Raw genomic sequence first — 19,264 nt, forward strand, 5'->3', positions numbered from 1 at the left:
CCGACGTCGCGCACGTCGCCCACCGGCACTCCGGCTCTGAGTACTCCGGCTTCGGGTACCCCGGCCTCGGGCACTTCGGCCTCGGGTATCTCGGGCTCGGGTACCCCGGCTTCGGGCACTCCGGCTTCGGGTACCTCGGGCTCGGGTACCCCGGCTTCGGGCACTCCGGCTTCGGGTACCCCGGCTTCGGGCACTTCGGCCTCGGCCACTCCGGGATCGGGTATCCCGGCTTCGGGCACTCCGGCCTCGGGTACCCGGCCCCCTTCGGGCGCCCCGGGTGACCAGGCGGCCCCGGGTGGTGCGGCTTCTTCCGGGGCTCCGGCCTTGTCGGGCCCCCGGGCCTCCGCGAGCGCCCCGGCTTCTTCGGTGACCCTCGACAACCAGACGGCCTCGGGTGGCCCGGCCTCCTCGGGAGGTCCGGCCTCGTCGGGCTCCAGGGCTTCCGCGAGCGGCCCCGGTTCTTCGGGCGCCCCGGGTGACCAGGCGGCCTCGGGTGGTGCGGCTTCTTCGGGGGCTCCGGCTTCGTCGGGTCCCCGGGCTTCGGCGAGCGCGCCGGGTTCTTCGGCGTCCCTGGGTGGCCAGGCCGCTCCGGGTGCTCCGGGAGTCTCAGGCGCCCCGTCTGCGCCGGGCCCCCGGGGCTCTGCGAGCACTCCGGGCAACCCGACGGCCCCGGGTGGCCAGGTGCTCCCGGGCGCCCCGGCCGGTCCGGGTGCCCCGGCTACCCAGGCCGGTCCGGCTACCCAGGCCGGTCCGGGTGCCCCGGCTACCCCGGGTGCCCCGGCTACCCCGGCGGCTCCGGGCACCCCGGAGGCTCCGGGGACCCGGGCCCCCTCGGCCGCCCCGGGGACCCCGGGCGGCCAGAAGGCCCCGGGCGCCCAGACGGCCCCGGGTGGCCAGACGGCTCCGCGTCCCCCCGCCGCCTCCGGCGACCCGCGTATCCCGGGCGGCTCCGGATCCGGTGAGCCCGTCGACAGTGAGCGGACCGCCGTGTTCCGGGCGGTCAAGCCCGGCTCCGGGGCCGGGTCCGCTCCGGGCGGCGGCCAGGTGGAGGATAGCGAGCGGACGGCTGTGTTCCGGGCGGTCAAGCCGCCGGCTCCGGCCGCCCCCGCCGGAGGCGAGCCCGCCGACAGCGAGCGGACGGCTGTGTTCCGGGCCATCAAGCCCGGCACCGCCAACCCGGGCACAGCCCAGCAGGGCAACGCCAACCCGGGCACAGCCCAGCAGGGCACCGCCCACCCCGGCACAGCCCGGCAGGGCAACGGTGCCGCCCAGGCAGGGCCCCCGCGCGGCGTCGGTGCGGAGCGGGCGAGCACCTTCGTACCGCTGCGGAGCGACGACGTGCCCGCGCGGCCCACCCCGGCCGCGCCCCCCGCCCCCGGTGCTCCGCGGACCGCATCCACCCCGGCTCAGGGGCAGGCGCCGGGACGGACCGGGGTACCCGCCGGCCCGCGGACCCCCGTCACGTACGAGTCCCCGGAGCGGACCACACAGCAGCCGCTGCCGCCCAAGCCGCCGCTCGACATGCTGGCGGACCTCACCAACAACCCGCCCCCGCCGCCGAGCGCGGCCCGCACCGCCATCCGCCGGTTCAAGATCTACGCGCCGATCCTCGTGCTCCTCGCGGTGATCCTCGCCGTCGTCCAGCTCGTGCGCCCGCTGCCCACGCCGACGCTGAAGGTGACCGCCAACACCTCGTACACCTTCAAGGGCGATGCCCCGAACCTGCCGTGGCCGAAGGAGGGCCAGGCCTACATGGCCGCGGCCGGCCTCGGCACCGTCGGGTCCTTCGGCGAGCAGAAGCCCGTGGCGATCGGCAGTGTCGCCAAGGCCATGACCGCCTACGTCATCCTCAAGGACTTCCCCATGAAGAAGGGGGAGGAGGGGGAGATGATCCCCGTCGACCGGACGGCGGTCGAGGACGGCAAGAAGGAGACCGAGGGCGAGTCCACGGTCAACAACCTGAAGGAGGGCGGCAAGATCTCACAGAAGGACGCCCTCTCCGCGATCATGATCCCGTCCGCCAACAACGTCGCGCGGCTGCTCGCGCGCTGGGACGGCGGGCAGGAGGCGTTCGTCAAGAAGATGAACGACACCGCCAAGGAACTCGGCATGACCAACACCACGTACACGGACCCCTCGGGTCTGGACGCGACCACGGTCAGCACCGCCGAGGACCAGGTCAAGCTCGGCCTCAAGATCGTCGAGATGCCGGAGCTGATCGCGATCACGATGAAGCCGTCGTGGACCGACCCCTCGGGCAAGAAGTGGCGGAACTACAACGACCTGGTTCCGCTCTACGGCTCGCTCGGCATCAAGACCGGCTCCACCACCAAGGCCGGCGGCAACCTGCTCTTCGCCGCCGAGAAGAAGGTCGGCAAGACCAATCAGCTGATCGTCGGAGCGGTCCTCGGCCAGCACGGCGTGCCGATCCTCGGCACCGCGATCGCGGCGAGCAAGGACATCCTGCTCGCCACGCAGAAGATGCTCAAGGCCGCGCCGGTCGTCAAGAAGGGTGATGTCGTCGGCTACGTGGACGACGGACTCGGGACCCACGTCCCGGTCGTGGCCACCGACGACGTGGAAGCGGTCGGCTGGCCGACCCTCACCATCTCCACCAAGCTGGCCGACGGCGCGGGCAAGCTCCCGCAGACCGCCAGGGCGGGCTCGGAGATCGGCGTGCTGACCGTCGGAGAGGGCGCCAGCCAGGTCAAGGTGCCGGTGGCGCTGCAGAGCGACCTGATCGCACCCGGCATCGGCAAGAAGCTGACGCGCGTCGGCTGACGTACCGGCGCCGAGCCGACCGCCGACGCGCCGACGCGCCGGCCGACGCCGCGCACGAGCGAGCGAGCGAGCGAGGAGCGGGTCCGGCGCCCCGGGGGCAACCCCGGGGTGCCGGACCGCGTCTACGAACCGAGGGACGCACCCGAGGTGACCGGAGTGGGGAGTACGTCGGCGTGACCACCGCTGAGCGGCAGGAACAGGGCCAGGACCAGGGCCAGGGCCACGGCCAGGGCCACGGCCACGGCCACAGTCACGGCCACGGCCGGGACGAGGCCGCGCTCCGCCCCCCCGAGGACCTGGCAGCCCGGGGCAGTGCCATCGGCCATGCCCTCGGAGGTCCCCTCGTCCGCGCCCTCGTCCGCGCCCTCGGCTGGGCCCTCGGCTGGGCCCGCCGCCACCCCGTGGCCGTGGCCACCGCGCTGGCCGGGCTGCTGCACCTGATCTGGTTCTTCGCCGTGGCCAACAGCGGCGGCGACCTGGCCGCGCAGGACGCCTGGGCCGAGTTCGTGGGCCGCCATCCCGACTCCGCGTACAACCTGGCCTGGTACGGCGGCATGCACCCGGTCTCGTACAGCGTGGTCTCGCCGTACGTGATGCACGTGCTCGGCGTCCGCACCACGATGATGATCGCCGGTACGGTCTCGGCCGGGCTGCTCGCCATGATCCTGACCCGCTGCCGGGGCGCCGTCCGCGAGCCGCTGTGGCCCGCCCTGGCCGGGGTGTACGGGCTGCTGTGCAACGCCGTGTCGGGCCGCGTCACCTTCGGTCTCGGCGCGATGTTCGCCCTCGGGGCCGTCGCCGCCGTCTTCTGCTGGCCCCGCAAATGGGCCGAGCGGCGCTGGGCGAAGGCCGCCGTGGCGGCTCCTCTCGCGGCGGTCGCGACCGCCTCCAGCCCGGTCGCCGGACTGTTCCTCGGGGTGATCGCGGCCGCGCTGTTCCTGAACGGCCGGCGCCCGGGCGCGTACGCCCTCGGTCTGGCCCCGGCGGCGGTGGTCGGGCTGTCCTCCTGGCTGTTCCCCTTCTCGGGGACGCAGCCGATGAAGCTGATCTCGGCGGCGCTGCCGTTCGCGTGCGCGCTGGCCGCGCTGTTCCTCGTACCGAAGAGCTGGAAGTCGGTCCGGACCGCCTCCGCGATCTACGCCCTCGGGGTGGCGCTGACCTGGGCGATCGACTCCCAGGTCGGCTCGAACGTGACCCGGCTGGCGATGCTGTTCGGCGGGGTGGTGCTGCTCGCGGCCCTCCCGTACGAGGCCCCGCGCACGCGCCGCTGGTACGGGCTGCTCCTCGCGCTCACCGGAGTGACCGCCTGGATCACCATCAACAGCGTCACCGACATCGTCCGCACCACCCCGCTGGCCTCCTGGAGCCGGGAGCTCGCCCCGCTGGTGGACCAGCTCCAGAAGGCGGGCGCCGACCGGGGCCGCGTCGAGGTGGTCCCGGCCAGCAGCCACCGCGAGTCCTCCGCCTTCCCCGCGTACGTGAACCTCGCGCGCGGCTGGAACCGGCAGGCCGATCTGGAGCGCAACCCGGTCTTCTACGACGACACCCTGACGCCCGGCAGCTACCGCGAGTGGCTGGAGCGCTGGGCCGTGCACTACGTGGTGCTGCCCGCCGACAAACCCGACGAGGGCGGGAGGGACGAGGCGAAGCTGGTGCGCGAGGGGCTCCCGTACCTCCAGCAGGTGTGGGGCGACGCGAACTGGCAGCTCTTCAAGGTCACGGACCCGACGAACCTGGTCACCGGCCCCGCGACGGTGGTGCGCGCCGGCGCCGACCAGCTGGTCATCGACGTGAAGCAGGCCGGACGGGTCATGGTGCGCATCCCGCATTCCCCGTGGCTGGGCCTGGTGGACGGCGCGGGCAAGCCGGTGGAGCCGCCGCAGGAGACGGAGGCCTCGAAGGCCGCCGGGAAGGCCACGCCGAAGGGTGCGGTCACCCTGCCCAAGGTCTACGCGAACACGGCCGGGTGCCTGTTCAAGGCGGCCTCGGACGGTACCGGGGACGAGTGGACGGAGCTGCTCGCCCCGGCGCCGGGGGAGTACCGGATCGCGGCGAAGTACCAGCTCCCGCGGGGCACCCCGTGCCCGGACGAGCTGCTCTACGAGGTACTGGGGCCACCGGAGCGCCCGTCTCCGCCGCGTCCTTGACCGTCCTTGACCGCCCTTGGACCGCCCTTGATCGACCATTCTTTACGTCCGGTCCGGGTGCGTTGGCCCCTTTATGTGCATACCATCCCAGTAGTCCGATTGGGTGCCCCGAGTCTTTTTAGGGAGTGACGACGGGATGAGCAAAGAGCAGAAGCAGGACTTCCACACGGCTGTCGCGAAGGCCGCGGAAGCGACCCACCTGCCCCGCGCCGTGCAACACGCGCACGGATTCTCCGGACCGGTCCGGAGCAAGGTCAAGGGCGGAGCGCACACGAAGGCGGAACTCAAGCGGGCCGGGACCCCGCAGGGCGACCGCATCGGCGAGCGCAGCAGAGGCCTCAGCTGACGGCGGGGCCGAAGTCTGAGCCCGCCTCCCTGTCGTGAATCTGATGATGTGGCCCTTCCGGCTCCGGCCGGAAGGGCTTTCGTCCGCCCCTGCCCCTTAACGGTTTCGCGGGGAGGTGTCCGGTCGGCTGTTACCTCGCCGACGGACGACCCGGACATGACCCTCGTAACGTCGTGGTCGTCGCCACCGCAGGTGACGCCGACCCGAGGGACACACTCATGCGCGCCACTGTCCGTACCGCCGCCACCGCCGCCGCGGCGCTCGCCGCCCTCACCGCGTGCGGGACCCTCACGGCCTGCGGCACCGGCACCGGCGGCGGGGCCGGCAGCGCTGCGGCGCTGCCGCCGGACCCCAAGGTCGGCAGCACGGCGGCCCCCGCTCCCGCGGGCGAGGCCGCGCCCGCCCTCCCGAGGGCGAAACCGACAGGGATGAAGATCGACGCGGCGGGCGTGGACGCGAAGAAGATGGTCGGCCTCGCGGTGGACCCGGCCACGGGCGAGCTCGGCGTGCCGAACGCGGACACCGACGCGGACAACCCGGGCTGGTGGACCCAGGGCGTGACCCCGGGCGAGAAGGGGGCGGCCGTACTCGTCGCGCACTTCGACACGAAGTACGGGCACGCGGTGATGAAGAACGTCAAGAAGATCAAGCTCGGCGACCTGATCGAGGTGCCGCGCGAAGACGGGAAGACGGCCAGGTTCACGATCCGCGAGATCGAGGACGTCGCCAAGAAGGACTTCCCGACCGACAAGGTCTACGGGGACACCAGCCGCCCCGAGCTGCGCCTGCTGACCTGCGGCGGTGAAATCAAGAACGGCCACCGCACCAACAACGTGATCCTCTACGCGGACCTGGTGACCTGATCCCGCTGTCAGTGGGAGGAGTGCGACAGGTATCCGTACTGAACCGCGCGCATTCCGGCCTGGAACCGGCTGCGGACGCCCAGGTGGGCGAGCAGCCCGGTGATCACCCGGCCCACGGTGCGCGTGGAGACGCCCAGGCTGTGGGCGATGGCTTCGTCCGTCCGCCCCTCGGCCATGAGCTGCAGCACCGCGGCCTGCTGCCGGGTGAGGAGCTCCGGCTCGCAGGGCGCCGCCGCCGGTCCGAGCGGGGTCGCGGCCTGCCAGATGTGCTCGAAGAGCGTGACCAGCAGGGAGATCAGGCCCGGGCTGGTGACCAGCGCCGCCGCGGCGGCGGTGTCCGTCGCGTCGACGGCCACCAGGGCGCTGCGGCGGTCCACGATGGTGAGGCGGTTGGGCAGGACCGGGCTGGTGCGGATGTGGGCTCCGATGCCCTCCAGCCACGTCGCGTACTCCCGGGCGTGGGTGTCGTGGCGGATGCTGTCGAGGTAGACGGTCCGCATCACGATGCCCTGCTCCACGTTGCGCAGGTTCAGCGGCCGGGCCGCCTCGATGCTCGCCTGCGACATCTGCGAGTCGGGGGCGAACGACAGCACCTCGGAGCGGGTCTGCGCGGACAGCAGCTCGATCTGGTCCCGGATCGCGTCGATGCCTTCCAGGTACCGGATCCCGGACTTGGGGGACTCCTGCGACGAGGAGTCGGCGATCTCGGCCATCAGCCCGACGACGGCAGCCCGCGTGGCCTCCATGCGCTGCTGCTGGGCGGCGAGTTCGGCCTGCTGGCGGGCTTGGAGGAGCTGGAGCGCGAGCTGCGGATCGACGGCACGGCCCTGCCCGGGGTCGCCCCCGCCACCGCGCAGCAGCGCCATCTCACTGAGCCGGGCCAGCGAACGGCGCACGTCGTCCGGGGTGAGCGTCAGCCGCTCTGCCAGCTCCGGAACACCGTCCTGGGGATGGGCCAGTTTGCTTCGGTAGACCGATGCGGTCACGTCATCGAGTTCCAGCCGACCGAACATTGCCGCCCACCCCCTGAAAGACCATGCACAGGCACATCAGCGCAGCTCATGCACCTCATGCCCTACGTACGTGCGCCAGGCTAGCTTGATCGCCCGCCCTCTCCCCTCTCTCCCCCTCCCCTCCCCTCCTCTCCCTGTCCTGTGTAGGACATGTCGGGTCCAGGACATCCAAGACCCCTGGTCCACCCCTCCCGCCTGCGGCAACCTTGATCACGTCAGCAGGAAACACCGCACCGCTCGGGGGACCGGACCGTCACCACGGTCTGTCCGTCCGTCCGCTACAGCGCCTCAGGGAGGACCCCCGTGTCTCAGATCATCGGTTACGCGCCAGGCGTCTTCGACCTCTTCCACGTCGGCCACCTCAACCTGCTCAAGCAGGCCCGCGCCCAGTGCGACTACCTGGTGGCCGGCGTACTGACGGACGAGGCCGCCTGCCACGAGGGCTTCCCCCCGGCCATCCCCCTCCACGAGCGCATCGAGGTCGTCAGCTCCATGAGCTGCGTCGACGAGGCCATCGTCGACCACACCCCGGAGACCCTGGACGCCTGGCAGCAGGTCGGCTTCCACCGCCTGTTCAAGAGCGCCGACCGGCGCGGCACCCCCCGAAGCGAGCGCTGGGAAAGCGACTTCGGCACCCTCGGAGTAGAGGTCATCCACCTCCCGAACACCCCGCACGCCCCCAGCGCGAACCTCCACCGCCTGATCCGGCAACTGTGACCCGCAGACATCCGGTCGCTCTCGGCCACCCACGACGCTCTACCTGCGGCTGGTACGGGGAGCCGCTACCGACCATGGTCATCCACCCGTGCAGGACGACGAGCGTTCCTGCGGTGAGCTCGTACGGCTCCCAACCCGTCGTGTGGAGAGGGTCAGCCTCGAAGTGCTGTGATCACGGCTGCGAGTGCTCCGAGGAGGGCCGCAGTGGCCGTGATGCCCGCCAGCCACAGATTGGCTCGCCCACGCTTCTCCTCATTAGGCTCGTCCCTGGGAGGGCTATCGGGATTCGACACGGTGTTCCTCCATGCGATCGGGCCTCCCCGGCGATTCCAATGCCGAGGATCTGTCTGGTGAGTTCCGATCCCGTCCGGCCGGACGGGATCGGAACTCCGTTGCTGTCGGAACGTAGCAGCCCTCTGACCTGCTCGTTTCTCAACCGGTGCGTTTTCAGACGGCTTGCTGGGCGAGTTGCCGCATACTCGTTCCAAACGCCGAAGAACGTGGGACACGTCTGTACTGGGTCATATACCAGGGGGACGTGACGCAGGCTTGCTTGGACAATGCCGCGTATCGGTCTAATGGCTCAAATGGGGGCCCGGTCCACTTGGCTAGATTTCGCTCCCCCTGCAGAGGTCCTGAGAGCGGTGAAGTCGGTCGTGTCGCCTTGCTGGACAGCACCTTCCTCGTCCAACTGGAGAAGAAGATCCGGCTGCACGACGCCCGCCACGGCTACGCGACGTAGCCGAGAATCCGGCATGCCGGAGCGGCGCTGCTGCCTGGATCACGCCCGCGAGCGCGGTGTGCGCGACACGGAGCTCCTCATGTCACGGCCGGTGTCGATGGCTAGCCAGGCTCTCCCTGCGCCCCCTTGGCCCAAGTGGCGGGCTGTTTGCGGGTGGCGTCCCAGATGACGATGACGTCGAGGTCGCCATCGCGCAGTTCGCGCTGAGCAGCGCGCCATTGTGCGGTGGGCAAGTCGTGGACGTACGGGCTGGGGTTCTCGATGACGACGCCGACTATGTCGAAGTCGTGGGCGCGTGCGTAGGCGACGAGGGCATGGGCCCGGTCGAGCTCCTCGATGCTGGCCCGCGGCTGGGTGGTGGACTGATAGATGAGCGCGCGGTGGCCGGCCCTGCGGCCGAGCAGGCCTCGGGCGTGCAGGAGACGAAGCCCGAGACGGCCGACGCCGCGTAGATAGATGATCTCGCGAGAGGCGGCATCTCTGAGGGCTTCGGGCGTGGTGATGCCCGCCTGGATGAGGCACCGGGCGATACGGTGGGCGGCCTGGTCGTGGCCGAGGAGATCGCGCAACTCGGGTGAATTCTCGGCACAGTTGTTGCGGAGGAGCCGGCAGGTGTGGTTGCGGCCGGGGACGGCAGACTGTTGCGGCATGCCCTACTCCTCGCTGACGCGTTCGATCCACGTGGACACGCACCCTACGAGGGGCTGAGCAGCAGGGCCGGAGCGGGGTGTGCATAGCCCGTTGAGCGGTATGCGCAGGATCCTGCGTCTCCAGCACCCCGGCCCCTCTCTGATGAGCCGGGCGTTACGCCTCATGTGGGCCGTACAGGGCCGCATCCGTCCCGCTCTGCAGGGCCCAGTACCGGTCCCCGTAGGACCAGTGCCACCATTCCGTGGGGTAGTTGACGAATCTCGCAGCGGTCAGGGCGGACCCCAAGATCTCCCGGTTCGCGCGGGCGGTGGTGTCGATACCCGAGGCGTGCGTGTAGCAGGTGCCCGAACTCTCCTCGGGGCTCGCGTTCATGCGTGTGCCGAGGTCGAGCTCGACCCCGTTGGTATCGGCCAGCGTCAGGTCCACGGCCGCTCCGGCGCTGTGCGGGGCGATCTCTGGTGGAGAGACGTAGCGGCTGGCCGCGGTGTGCAATTCGGCTTCATGGAGGTTCGGGTACTGGGCGCGCAGTACGCCGAGGTACTCGTCGAAGTACTGGCGCTGGAGGGATGGCGGCCGGTAGCCCTCGACGAAGAGCAGGCGGAGCCCCTGAGGCAGCTGGTCCTGCGCGTGCAGCAGCCGGCGAAGCACCCCTTTCCGCAGCAAGGCGTAGGACCCCGTTGCGTCCGCCTTCCGAGGGTCGACCAGGATCCCGCTGTCGCGTACGTCGACGAGCGGCTCGCCGCACTCGCGTACCGGCACGGCGTATACCCGCGGGTCCGACATCAGGACAATTTCGTTCACGAGTGGAGCGCTCCCCCGTAGTGCGGCATTACGCGTCCTGCAGCAGGTTCGACTTCGCGACCAGGTAGCCGAACTCGGCGCGGCTGCGGCTGCCGAGCTGGTCAGAGACGCGCCGGACATGTTCGGCGACCGTACGGGCGCTGGTCCCCACGCGTCCAGCGATGGCCTTGTCCGTGTGTCCCTCGACGACCAGTTGAACGATCTTCAACTGTACATCCGAAGAGATCTGCGGACGGCTGGGGCTGACGGATTCCTCGGCCAGCGACTGGGCACGGTCCCACGCCAGATCGAAGCCACGCGCCAGGTAGCGGATCAGTGCGGGCTCCCGGATCTCCAACGCGGAGCTGGCCCGGTCGTCACTGACGGGAATGAATGCCACGCGCTGGTCGCAGATGATGAGCCGGTCGGCCACCTCGCTGAGTGTTCGCACCTGCCCTCCGAACTCGCGTATTCGTCGTGCGTATTCGAGCGTCGGACCATGAGCCCGGATGGTCTCCTGGTACAGAGTGCGCTGACGCACTCCGCGCCCGAGTAGTGCCAGATCCCGGACGACCGCTTGCTGGAGAACGGTCGTTGGGCGACCGCCTCCCGGCTGTACTGTTCGCAACTCCTTGGTACAGGAGTCCACTTCTCGCGCCAGCAAGGTGTTGATGACGTCTGCGCCTCGGACGATGGAATGCACCTTGCCCTCGTTGCGCATTGCCTGCTGATATGCGGAGTCCGCTTGCGCGAGGGTGATTCGGGTGACTTCAAGGGATTGCCTGAGTTTGGCCATTTCCCGCTCGATCGGCAAGGTGATCCGCGCCTCTGCGGCGCTTGGGGGCAGCGCCAAGAACTCGCCTGGGCTATCGGGGATTTCCTCCAATAGCCCCAGAGACAACAAGCATGACGGGACTTCGCCTATGAGTGGGGCTCCGGTCGACGCAGCCTGCTGGTAGATGTGCAGCGCCTCGGGGCAGGGCTCTATCCCGCAGGGGTCCGCGGTGTGAGCAATGCCTGGATTGCCCAATTCCGTACCGCTTTGTGGGCGCTTCAAGAATGTGCATTTCATGATCGTGAAGCATATGTCAAGCCTACGAGCGCCACCGACCGAGCAGTATTTGATCCGCCGCTCCAATGAGCCGGCAAGTAGAGATCAAAAGGATTTGAGTTTCAGTGAATCGCGCGCTCCGTTCCGTGTTTGTCCTCGTTGCAGTAGCGGCAGTTGCCGTGTCAGCACTCATCTCGCCCGACGTGCAGGACGGGCCCGTCATAGAGGCCACCGAGGCCCAGTTCGTTGCCTTCGATTCAGGCTGGGGAGCCAGGGCTGGGAAGTGACTTATGTCGCGAAAGCCCAGAGCGAAGTAACAGGCACAACCAAGCAAGGGGGCATGATGGGGACATCGACCAAGACGGCGGGCCGGGGCGCCGTGGACGTGTTGAAGGGTAAGAGGATCGCCGTGGTGTACGGGGCAGTCTCTGAGGAGGACGGCCTGTACATCCGTAACGTTCCGCGAGACCAGTGGTCGCTCACCCACATCATGGAGACCCTTTGGGAACTCGGGCTCTCGGCTGAGCACATCGATCCCACCAGCCCGGACTTCGCCGAGAAGGTCCGCTTGTTCGATGTGGCCTTCCTGAACGTGCACGGTCCGTTCGGGGAAGACGGGCGCATCCAAGGGCTTCTTGACTACCTGGCTGTGCCGTACACCGGGTCCGGGGTGTTGGCCGGCAGCATCGGCATGGACAAGCTGGCCAGCAAGGCGGTGTTCGCCTACCTCGGCATCGCGGTACCCCGGGGTATTCCGATCCTCGGGTCCGCAGGGGCCCAGGTGCCTTCCGACTTCCCCTTCCCCGCGATGCTGAAGGCCGTGGACGGCGGCAGCAGTGTCGGCATGGCGCTGGTCCGGGAAGAGGCCGGCCTTTCCGAGGAGATCCGGAAACTGCGTGACCGCGGCTTCGAGCGGCTGTTCCTCGAGGAGTACATCGACGGCCGGTCGATGACGGTGAGCGTGATCGGCAGGGAGCCGGGACCGATCGCCCTGCCCTCGCTGGAGTTCGTGACGGAGTCCGACTACTACGACGAGTCGACGAAGCTCGGCGGGGCCGGTGCCCCGAGCGTCGAATACCGGGTTCCCGAAGACCTCCCCGCTCACGTCAACCAGGCCATGTCCGACGGCGCCAAGCGCGTGTTCGAGTTTCTGGCATGCAGTGGGGCCATCCGCGTCGACTACATGGTCGACACGGTCGGCACCCCGTACGCCCTTGAGGTGAACACGATTCCCGGCCTGCAGCAGCACAGCAACCTGCCGGTCTCGTGCAGTCACGCCGGGATCTCATACTCGGACCTGCTGGTCGAACTGCTGACTGAGGCTCTGGCCAGTGCCAAGCCCATGCCCTGGGGGGTCACGTCGTGATCGGTCGCCTCCAGCTCCTGCCACCGCCAGGAGGGTTGCGCAGGTTCGCCATCGCCAACCTGATCAACACCGTCGGTAGCGGCCTGTACATCACCGGCGGCACTCTGTACTTCACGCGGGTGGTCGGCCTGACGGTCTCCGAGACGGCGCTGGGCATGACCCTCGGCACCGCGATCGGCCTGGCGTTCATGATGGGGTTCGGCCGACTGGCCGACCGCATCGGGCCGAAACCGGTCTACCTCTGCCTGCTGGTCGTCCAGGGGCTGGCGATGGCTGCCTTCACCCAGGTACGTAGCTTCCCCGCCTTCCTTGCCATCGCCATCGTGAGCGGAATCGCGGACCGTGGCATCTCCGGTACGGTCGGCGCCCTCATTCACTCGATGAGCGGCACTGCGAACCGTGTGACGGCCCGCGCCCAGCTTCGTACGGCCACGAACGTCGGCCTGGGCGTCGGCACGCTGATCGCCGGCGCGGCGCTGACCGCAGACACAACTGGTGCGTACACCCTTGTGGTGGCCGGCAATGCCCTGTTGTTCTTCACCGCGGCGTCACTACTGGCCGGGGTACGTGTCGAGCACCAGCTGCGTCGGGCGGGTTCCGCCGCAGCGGCCTTCCGGGGCCCCCGACCGCTGCGCGATGTCCGGTACCTCGCTGTCACGGCAGCCAACGGTCTGCTCACGCTGCATGCAGCTGTGCTGAGCTTCGCGCTTCCGCTCTGGGTCGCCGACCACACCCAGGCGCCGAAGTGGAGCATTGCGGTGGTGCTCGTCGTGAACACGATCCTGGTGGTTCTCCTGCAGGTGCGTACGAGCAAGCACGCGGCCACGGTGCCCAAGGCTGCGCGTATGGCCTGGATCTCCGGCCTCGTCTTCGCCGCCGCCGCGCTGGTGATGGCCGGCACGACGGCGCTCGGCCCTGCCCTGTGCCTGGTGGTCCTGTTGATCTGGGCATTGATCTATACCGCAGGTGAACTACTCCAGACCTCATCCGAGTTCTGTCTGGGCTTCGAGCTGGCTGCCGATGAGGCACAAGGGGCATACCAGAGCACGTTCGCCCTCGGCCCCGGAGTCATGAGGGCCCTTGGCCCCTCTCTGCTGGCCTTGGCGGTCTTGGAGAGCGGCTCGACGGGGTGGATCGCCCTCGGCGGTCTGTTCGCCGTCTCGGGCGGGCTGGTATCCGTCGCCGCCCTCTGGGCACTGCGCAACCGCAGCGAAATGCACGGAGAAGCCTCTGTGCCCGCGCAAGCAGAGCGTCAGCCGACGGCGGCCGTGTCATGACCGGTGACGGTGACACCTTGGCTTCACGCCCGTCCCTGCCGCTTCAGCTGAGGCGCTACGCCCAGCACTTCACCCAGGAGGAACGGGACGACCACGCCTTTGGCTGGCCCGACGGGGGACCTGATGTCTGGGGGGAGCGCTGCTGTGGCCTGGCATGCGTCCGCATGCTCCTTGACCACTTCGCTCTGGCTGTTCCCTCCCAGCGCCACCTGCTGGCACAGGGGCTGGAACTGGGGGCGTACACCCCGAAGGGCTGGCACCACCAGGGCTTGGTGAACCTGGCCGATGGTCTGGGTCTGTCCGGTGTGGCGGCCCACTTCGACTCACCGGAGCCGCTCCAACGGCTGGCCCAGGAAGGGATCCCGGCCATCGTGTCGTGCACCTTCACCTTTCCCGAGGATGGACGCAGGGGCGGGCACCTGGTGCTGTTCCGGGGGGAGAGGATCCAGCTCGGCCAGCGGGTGGCCGGTTTCGCTGACCCCTCCCGCTGGGGTGCTCTGCACGACGAGCTCCCTGCCGAACGGTTCTGGGCGAGCTGGACCGGCCGAGCCATCATCCTGCGGCCGAGCGTGCAGGCATCGCCGGGCTTCGGCGGCACCGCAGACCTTTCCAAATGGATCGATGACATAACGACGCAGGCAGGTGTCAACCGTTGAGGACAGAGATAGTCGACAGTCTTGCTGGTGTCGCCGACGGGGCATGGAATACGTTGTCGGCCGGCTCGTTCTACGGCAGCCTCGCCTGGATGCGGTACCAGGAAGCGGCCCCGGACTCGTCCGTCCGGTACGTGCTGGTGCGCGACGCCTCGGGTCGGCTGGTCGCGGGCATGCCGATCTACGTCGTCGATTCCGAGGCCAGCGGCATGTACAACCCGCGGGTGCTGTTTCCCGACGCGGCGGGGACCATCGGTGCGTCCAGACGAACCGTCCTGGTGGGCAACCGGCGTGGCTACTCCAACCGCCTCCTCATCGACGAGCGGCAGGACCGCAACGAGATCACCAAAATGCTCGTCGATGCCGTCAACCTTGTCGCGTCCCAGGAAGCCGACGGACAGGCATGGTGGCTGTACCTCGGCGAGGGGGACACCGAAACGCTCCTGACCCACGCCAATCGGGCGGTGCCCCGGCTGCTCGCCGCCGACTGCGCGATACCGCTTCCTGGTGACAGCTTCGGGGACTACCTCCAGCAAGGCACCAGCAACATGCGGCGGCAGATCCGCAAGGACCGCGAGGCCTTCCAGCGGGCCGAGTACACCTGCACGGAGGTGCCCTTCGCCGATGTCTGGGCCGAGATGAGCCCACTCATCACCTCCCACCAGGCACATCACGGCGAGCCAGCCGACCCGGCCGTGATCCGACGCCTGATGCGTGAGCAGGCCGAGGCCACCGGCGAGTCCGGCATCGTGCACGCGTGCCACTTGGGCGGCGTCATGCGGGGCTGCACCCTCACGTACACCACGGAACGCGAAGTCAGCTCTCGCGCCTACGGGTTCGACCACAGCAGGCCCGCCGTCGCGGGCGAGTACTTCGAACTCCTCTACTACCGACCCATGGAAGCCGCCTACCGCTCAGGAGCGCGTCGGCTGCACCTCGGCATCGGCACCCTTCGGCCCAAGATCCGAAGAGGCGCAGAAGTCTCGTTTCTGTGGGCTGTCAGCACCGGCGAGCGGCTGGGAACCGACGGATCCGGAGAAGCCGCGGCGAACAACGCTGCCCGATGGCAACCGATGGCCGACGAACTGGGCGGGGCGGCCCGCCAAGTGATGTCGGGCCTGCTGGAGCACTCATTGTGACTGCCGCTCCACGAGAACAGACAGAAGACAAAAGGCGAGTGGGAGACACGATCATGCACGGTGCCTGGGTTGTTTCGGTCGAGATGCACACTCTGCCGGGCGGAGGGCGGGGCACTCGCCACGCAGGCGACGCGGTCACGGCCCCGTGCCGCGCCCAGCTGGAGTCGGCGAAAAGGCTCGGCTATCGAACGGCGGTGGCTGCTTCGGACCGCGAGAGTTACGGCACCCAGTACGACGATGTCGTCGATGCATGGCTCATCACGAACACGCTGGATGCCGCGGACATCGTCCACATCCTCAGGGTTCTGAATGGCGGGGTTGCCGCTGTCTACAGCTCGGTCGACAGCTTCGTGAGGATAGCTGCCGAAGTGGCCGCGAAGCTGCACCTCCCCGGCCCGTCGCCTCTGGGCGCCGGCATTGCCCGCGACAAAGCGGTCGCCAGGCAGGCTCTGGCGGAGTCCGGAGTGCCTGACATCCGGTGGGCTGTGAAATCCGCATTCGAGGAAGACCTGAGCTCCCCCATCGGCTACCCGTGCATCGTCAAACCCGTGGACGGAGCGTCCAGCTGGGATGTCGCGCTGGTCGAGAACGAAGAAGCCGTACGGAAGATGGCTTCAGACCACCTCAAGCGTGCCTACGGCCGCCGTGTGCAGCCCCAACGCCGACTGCTTTTCGAGGAAGTTCTCGAAGGGCCGCTGTTCAGCGCCGAAGGATTCGTCGACGGCCGGGGCGTGCACGTCATCGGCTACTCGGACCGGGTGATGTCGCCGCCGCCCCGTTTCGTCGAGCTCGCCCTGCGCTTCTCGGCCGACCGACCGTTCCCAGACGCCGACGCCTATGTCGCCCGTACCCTTACGGCGCTGGAATACGACTTCGGCGCCTTCCACCTGGAGTTCATCCTGACGACCGACGGGCCCAGGCTGGTGGAACTCAACCCCCGGCTCGTAGGTGCAGGCGTGCAGCACGCCATCAGTCACCTTACGGGCGCACATCCCGCCGACCTCGTCATCGCCGGTTCCATCGGCAGGGAACTGCCGGAGTTCGATACATCAGGAGCTGTGACGGAGCTGTACCTCACCGCCCCCACATCTGGCTGTCTGCGCGAGGTGCATGGGCTGGAGGAAGCCGCCGTTGCTCCAGGATTCCGAGGAGCCGGCCTCTACGTCGAACTGGATGATCATGTGAGCAGCGAGATCGAATCCAACAGCCAGTACATCGGATATGTACACGCCGTTGGCCGGACTCGCGAGGAGTCCTACGAGAACGCACTGGGCGTCGCTGCCTGCATCGGCTACGACATCGACGAGGAGCAGGCTGCGAACGCTACATCGGGGTAGGGCGCCAGAAAAAGTACAGAGCTCCGATAAGGGAGTGATGGAACGCTATGACTGATCGCAGGTTTATCAGGGCCGAGGTGACGGTCGCCCTCGATGCAATTCGGCACAATACTGGCCTCCTCTCCGCTCATGTCGCGGGGGCCGAGGTGATGGCTGTGGTCAAGGCCGATGGGTACGGCCACGGTGCTGTCGAGGTCGCCCGGGCAGCACTGGAGGCAGGTGCGACGTGGATCGGCTCCTGCTCGGCGGAGGAGGCGCGCACCCTGCGCGCGGCGGGGATCGACGCGCCGATACTCGCGTGGCTCGATGTGCCCGACGCCGATGTCCCGTCTGACGTGGACCTCGGCGTATCCAGCCTGGAGCAGCTGCGGGCACTGTCCGGACGGCGCATCCACCTCAAGATCGACACGGGGCTGTCCCGCAACGGATGCCCTCCGCAGCTGTGGCCCGACCTGGTGCGCGCTGCCGCGGCATCGGACAACGAGGTGTACGCGATCTGGTCGCATCTTGCGTGTGCTGACGAGCCGGGTCATCCGTCGGTGAACCGGCAGGCGCAACGATTCGCCGACGCGTTCCGGGTCGCACGGGATGCCGGCCTTGACCCCAAGCGTCACCTCGCGAACTCGGCGGCCACTCTGGATCGTCCGGATCTGCACTTCGACATGGTCCGGGTCGGCATCGCCCTGTACGGGCTCAACCCGCTTCCCGGCACGCTGGACCTTCAGCCGGCCATGACGTTGCGTTCCTCGGTGGTGATGACCAGACGGATCGGCGCCGGGGAGTGTGTGTCCTACGGCGACTCGTGGACCGCCGACCGGCCCACCACGCTGGCGCTGGTCCCCGTGGGTTACGCCGACGGCGTGCCGCGCGGACTGTCCAACCGCTTCGACGTACTCATCGGCGGCGCCCGCAGGCCCGTGCGGGGACGGGTATGCATGGACCAGATAGTCGTGGACTGCGGTGACGAGGACATCGCGGTCGGCACGGACGTGGTGCTCTTCGGTTCCGGCAGCGGCGACGGGCCCACGGCCAGGGAATGGGCCGACACGCTGGGCACCATCGACTACGAGATCGTCACCGGCATGTCCAGGCCACGCCTGCGGCGCAGGTACACCGGATGAGCCCCATCGGCCCGCCCCCATTCGGGGTGGGGCGGGATGGCCGATGTCCGGTCATCCAGAAGATGGCGCACCGCTCACGCATCGCTCACGCACACGGCGGTGCTGACCTGGGATCTCCTGCTCAGCGGGGCGTAAACGGATCGGGTCAGGGACCGCCCCCGTTTCGCACCACGACACCAGCCGAGAATCCGGCGTGCCGTAGAGGTGCCGCCGCCTCGATCATGCCTGCCAGGGCGGTGTGCACCACACGGAGCTGAGGGCTCTGCCGGCCTTCCTCCCCGAGGGGGGCTATGGCGCTGCGATGCAGGCGGACAGCGCGCTGGTAGAGGAGTTCGATCTCGCGGTCGAGGGCGAGGACGGACATCTGGGGGTCACGGGAGATGAGGTACTGGCCGAGTATTAGAGGAAGCACTCGTGCTCGTCGCGGCCTGATCGCACGGCGGTGTACGAGGCACCACGAGCGCGGGTTCGCGCTCCAGAATGTGCACGGTCGGCCACGGCCGTCGGGCATGATCTGGGGGAGGGGACGGCGCGGGGGCGCGCCCTTCCGGAACACCGGCTGGGGGGTCACGGCATGGAGTGGGGAACGCTAGTCGCCACACTGGGCGGCGGTCTGATCGCGATAGCGGGCACGGTGCTGGCAGACCGCTTGCGCACCCGCCAGGAACACCGCCGCGGCCTCCAGTCGCGCCGCCGGGACGTCTACACGGAGTTCATCGCGGCGGCGGGTGCGGCCCACACCGAACTGCGCCGCCTCGCGCAGCACGGCGCCGAGGCGACCGACCTGGAGGAAGCAAGCCGCCTGGCGCTGACGGACGCCCGCGTCTACGAGGTGCGCGAGCGCCTCTTCCTCGACGCCAGCGCCCGGATCGCCGGCACGGGCCAGACCATGTTCGAACGCCTCCGCGTCCTTCGAAGGACGGTCGCCGCAGGCGCCGGCATCTCGACCCCCGCCTTCCACGACATCTACCACCCCTACCTGGAGGCCGTCTGGGCCTACCGCGAGGCCGTCCGCAACGAGCTGGAGGGCCAGGCCCTTACCCCGGCCGACTTCGGCTGGTCCGTGTGGGACGGCCGCGAGCGCTGCGCGCAGTGCGGGGAGCGCCAGGCAGACACGGCGTCCGGGTAGCACTGACCCCGCCCCGGCCACGATCGACGGGAGCAGCGACTCTTCCAGCCGGAGCACCATCTCTATCGGACGGCACCTAGATGAATGAGTCCAAGGGATCGCCTGCGGACATGAGACGAGGGCGTCCAACGTCGATGTGTGACGAACGACC

General features: G+C 69.0%; 17 protein-coding genes. 12 read left to right on the top strand and 5 right to left on the bottom strand.

Annotation, left to right across the window (positions count from 1 at the left end; all coding sequences use genetic code 11):
* Positions 1-987: 987 nt before the first annotated feature.
* The 4 genes from MTF69_RS43635 to MTF69_RS40860 all read left to right on the top strand — a co-directional run bounded on the left by MTF69_RS43635 (position 988) and on the right by MTF69_RS40860 (position 6,137).
* Positions 988-2,781 carry a D-alanyl-D-alanine carboxypeptidase family protein gene (locus MTF69_RS43635; RefSeq protein WP_243341877.1) on the top strand — a complete coding sequence of 598 codons (1,794 nt, stop codon included), beginning with the start codon at positions 988-990 and terminating at the stop codon, positions 2,779-2,781.
* Positions 2,782-2,954: 173 nt separating this feature from the next.
* On the top strand, positions 2,955-4,928 hold the full coding sequence (locus MTF69_RS40850; protein ID WP_243341878.1) for an MFS transporter: 1,974 nt from the start codon (positions 2,955-2,957) through the stop codon (positions 4,926-4,928).
* 136 nt (positions 4,929-5,064) lie between these two features.
* Complete coding sequence (locus tag MTF69_RS40855) at positions 5,065-5,274, top strand: hypothetical protein (protein WP_243341879.1); 210 nt, start codon at positions 5,065-5,067, stop codon at positions 5,272-5,274.
* Positions 5,275-5,492: 218 nt separating this feature from the next.
* The gene (locus MTF69_RS40860) at positions 5,493-6,137 is read left to right on the top strand and encodes a sortase domain-bontaining protein (protein WP_243341880.1); all 645 of its coding nucleotides are present in this window, start codon (positions 5,493-5,495) and stop codon (positions 6,135-6,137) included.
* An 8-nt stretch (positions 6,138-6,145) separates the two neighbouring features.
* Here the strand turns inward: MTF69_RS40860 and MTF69_RS40865 are convergent, their stop codons facing one another.
* Positions 6,146-7,150, bottom strand: coding sequence for a helix-turn-helix transcriptional regulator (locus tag MTF69_RS40865; RefSeq protein ID WP_243341881.1), 1,005 nt, complete (start codon positions 7,148-7,150; stop codon positions 6,146-6,148).
* A gap of 303 nt (positions 7,151-7,453) precedes the next feature.
* Between MTF69_RS40865 and MTF69_RS40870 the strand changes: the two genes are divergently transcribed.
* Complete coding sequence (locus MTF69_RS40870) at positions 7,454-7,867, top strand: adenylyltransferase/cytidyltransferase family protein (protein WP_243341882.1); 414 nt, start codon at positions 7,454-7,456, stop codon at positions 7,865-7,867.
* A gap of 843 nt (positions 7,868-8,710) precedes the next feature.
* On the opposite strand, the gene MTF69_RS40875 is transcribed toward MTF69_RS40870, so the two are convergent.
* The 3 genes from MTF69_RS40875 to MTF69_RS40885 all read right to left on the bottom strand — a co-directional run bounded on the left by MTF69_RS40875 (position 8,711) and on the right by MTF69_RS40885 (position 11,112).
* Positions 8,711-9,259: a hypothetical protein gene (locus tag MTF69_RS40875; protein ID WP_243341883.1), complete on the bottom strand. Its 549-nt coding sequence runs from the start codon at positions 9,257-9,259 to the stop codon at positions 8,711-8,713.
* A gap of 154 nt (positions 9,260-9,413) precedes the next feature.
* The gene (locus MTF69_RS40880; protein WP_243341884.1) at positions 9,414-10,061 is read right to left on the bottom strand and encodes a M15 family metallopeptidase; all 648 of its coding nucleotides are present in this window, start codon (positions 10,059-10,061) and stop codon (positions 9,414-9,416) included.
* Positions 10,062-10,089: 28 nt separating this feature from the next.
* Positions 10,090-11,112: a LuxR C-terminal-related transcriptional regulator gene (locus MTF69_RS40885; protein ID WP_243341885.1), complete on the bottom strand. Its 1,023-nt coding sequence runs from the start codon at positions 11,110-11,112 to the stop codon at positions 10,090-10,092.
* A 262-nt stretch (positions 11,113-11,374) separates the two neighbouring features.
* Here MTF69_RS40885 and MTF69_RS40890 point away from each other — a divergent pair, with 262 nt between their 5' ends.
* From MTF69_RS40890 to alr, 6 genes are all read left to right on the top strand, one after another.
* On the top strand, positions 11,375-12,457 hold the full coding sequence (locus MTF69_RS40890; protein ID WP_243341886.1) for a hypothetical protein: 1,083 nt from the start codon (positions 11,375-11,377) through the stop codon (positions 12,455-12,457).
* Between the two features lie 35 nt (positions 12,458-12,492).
* A complete protein-coding gene (locus tag MTF69_RS40895) occupies positions 12,493-13,734 on the top strand; it encodes an MFS transporter (protein WP_243341887.1) in 1,242 nt (413 codons plus the stop codon).
* A 164-nt stretch (positions 13,735-13,898) separates the two neighbouring features.
* The gene (locus tag MTF69_RS40900; RefSeq protein WP_243341888.1) at positions 13,899-14,390 is read left to right on the top strand and encodes a hypothetical protein; all 492 of its coding nucleotides are present in this window, start codon (positions 13,899-13,901) and stop codon (positions 14,388-14,390) included.
* A complete protein-coding gene (locus MTF69_RS40905; RefSeq protein ID WP_243341889.1) occupies positions 14,387-15,526 on the top strand; it encodes a GNAT family N-acetyltransferase in 1,140 nt (379 codons plus the stop codon). The genes MTF69_RS40900 and MTF69_RS40905 overlap by 4 nt, the downstream gene beginning before the upstream one ends.
* A 38-nt stretch (positions 15,527-15,564) precedes the next feature.
* Positions 15,565-16,863 carry an ATP-grasp domain-containing protein gene (locus MTF69_RS40910; protein WP_243341890.1) on the top strand — a complete coding sequence of 433 codons (1,299 nt, stop codon included), beginning with the start codon at positions 15,565-15,567 and terminating at the stop codon, positions 16,861-16,863.
* A 47-nt stretch (positions 16,864-16,910) separates the two neighbouring features.
* Complete coding sequence (gene alr, locus MTF69_RS40915) at positions 16,911-17,984, top strand: alanine racemase (RefSeq protein WP_243341891.1); 1,074 nt, start codon at positions 16,911-16,913, stop codon at positions 17,982-17,984.
* 145 nt (positions 17,985-18,129) lie between these two features.
* On the opposite strand, the gene MTF69_RS40920 is transcribed toward alr, so the two are convergent.
* Positions 18,130-18,396, bottom strand: a complete 267-nt coding sequence (locus MTF69_RS40920) for a hypothetical protein (RefSeq protein ID WP_243341892.1) — start codon at positions 18,394-18,396, stop codon at positions 18,130-18,132.
* Between the two features lie 162 nt (positions 18,397-18,558).
* On the opposite strand from MTF69_RS40920, the gene MTF69_RS40925 reads away from it, so the two are divergent.
* The gene (locus MTF69_RS40925) at positions 18,559-19,113 is read left to right on the top strand and encodes a CchlQ (protein WP_243341893.1); all 555 of its coding nucleotides are present in this window, start codon (positions 18,559-18,561) and stop codon (positions 19,111-19,113) included.
* Positions 19,114-19,264: the final 151 nt, after the last annotated feature.

The organism is Streptomyces sp. AP-93 (genome assembly GCF_022808175.1).
GTDB lineage: Bacteria > Actinomycetota > Actinomycetes > Streptomycetales > Streptomycetaceae > Streptomyces.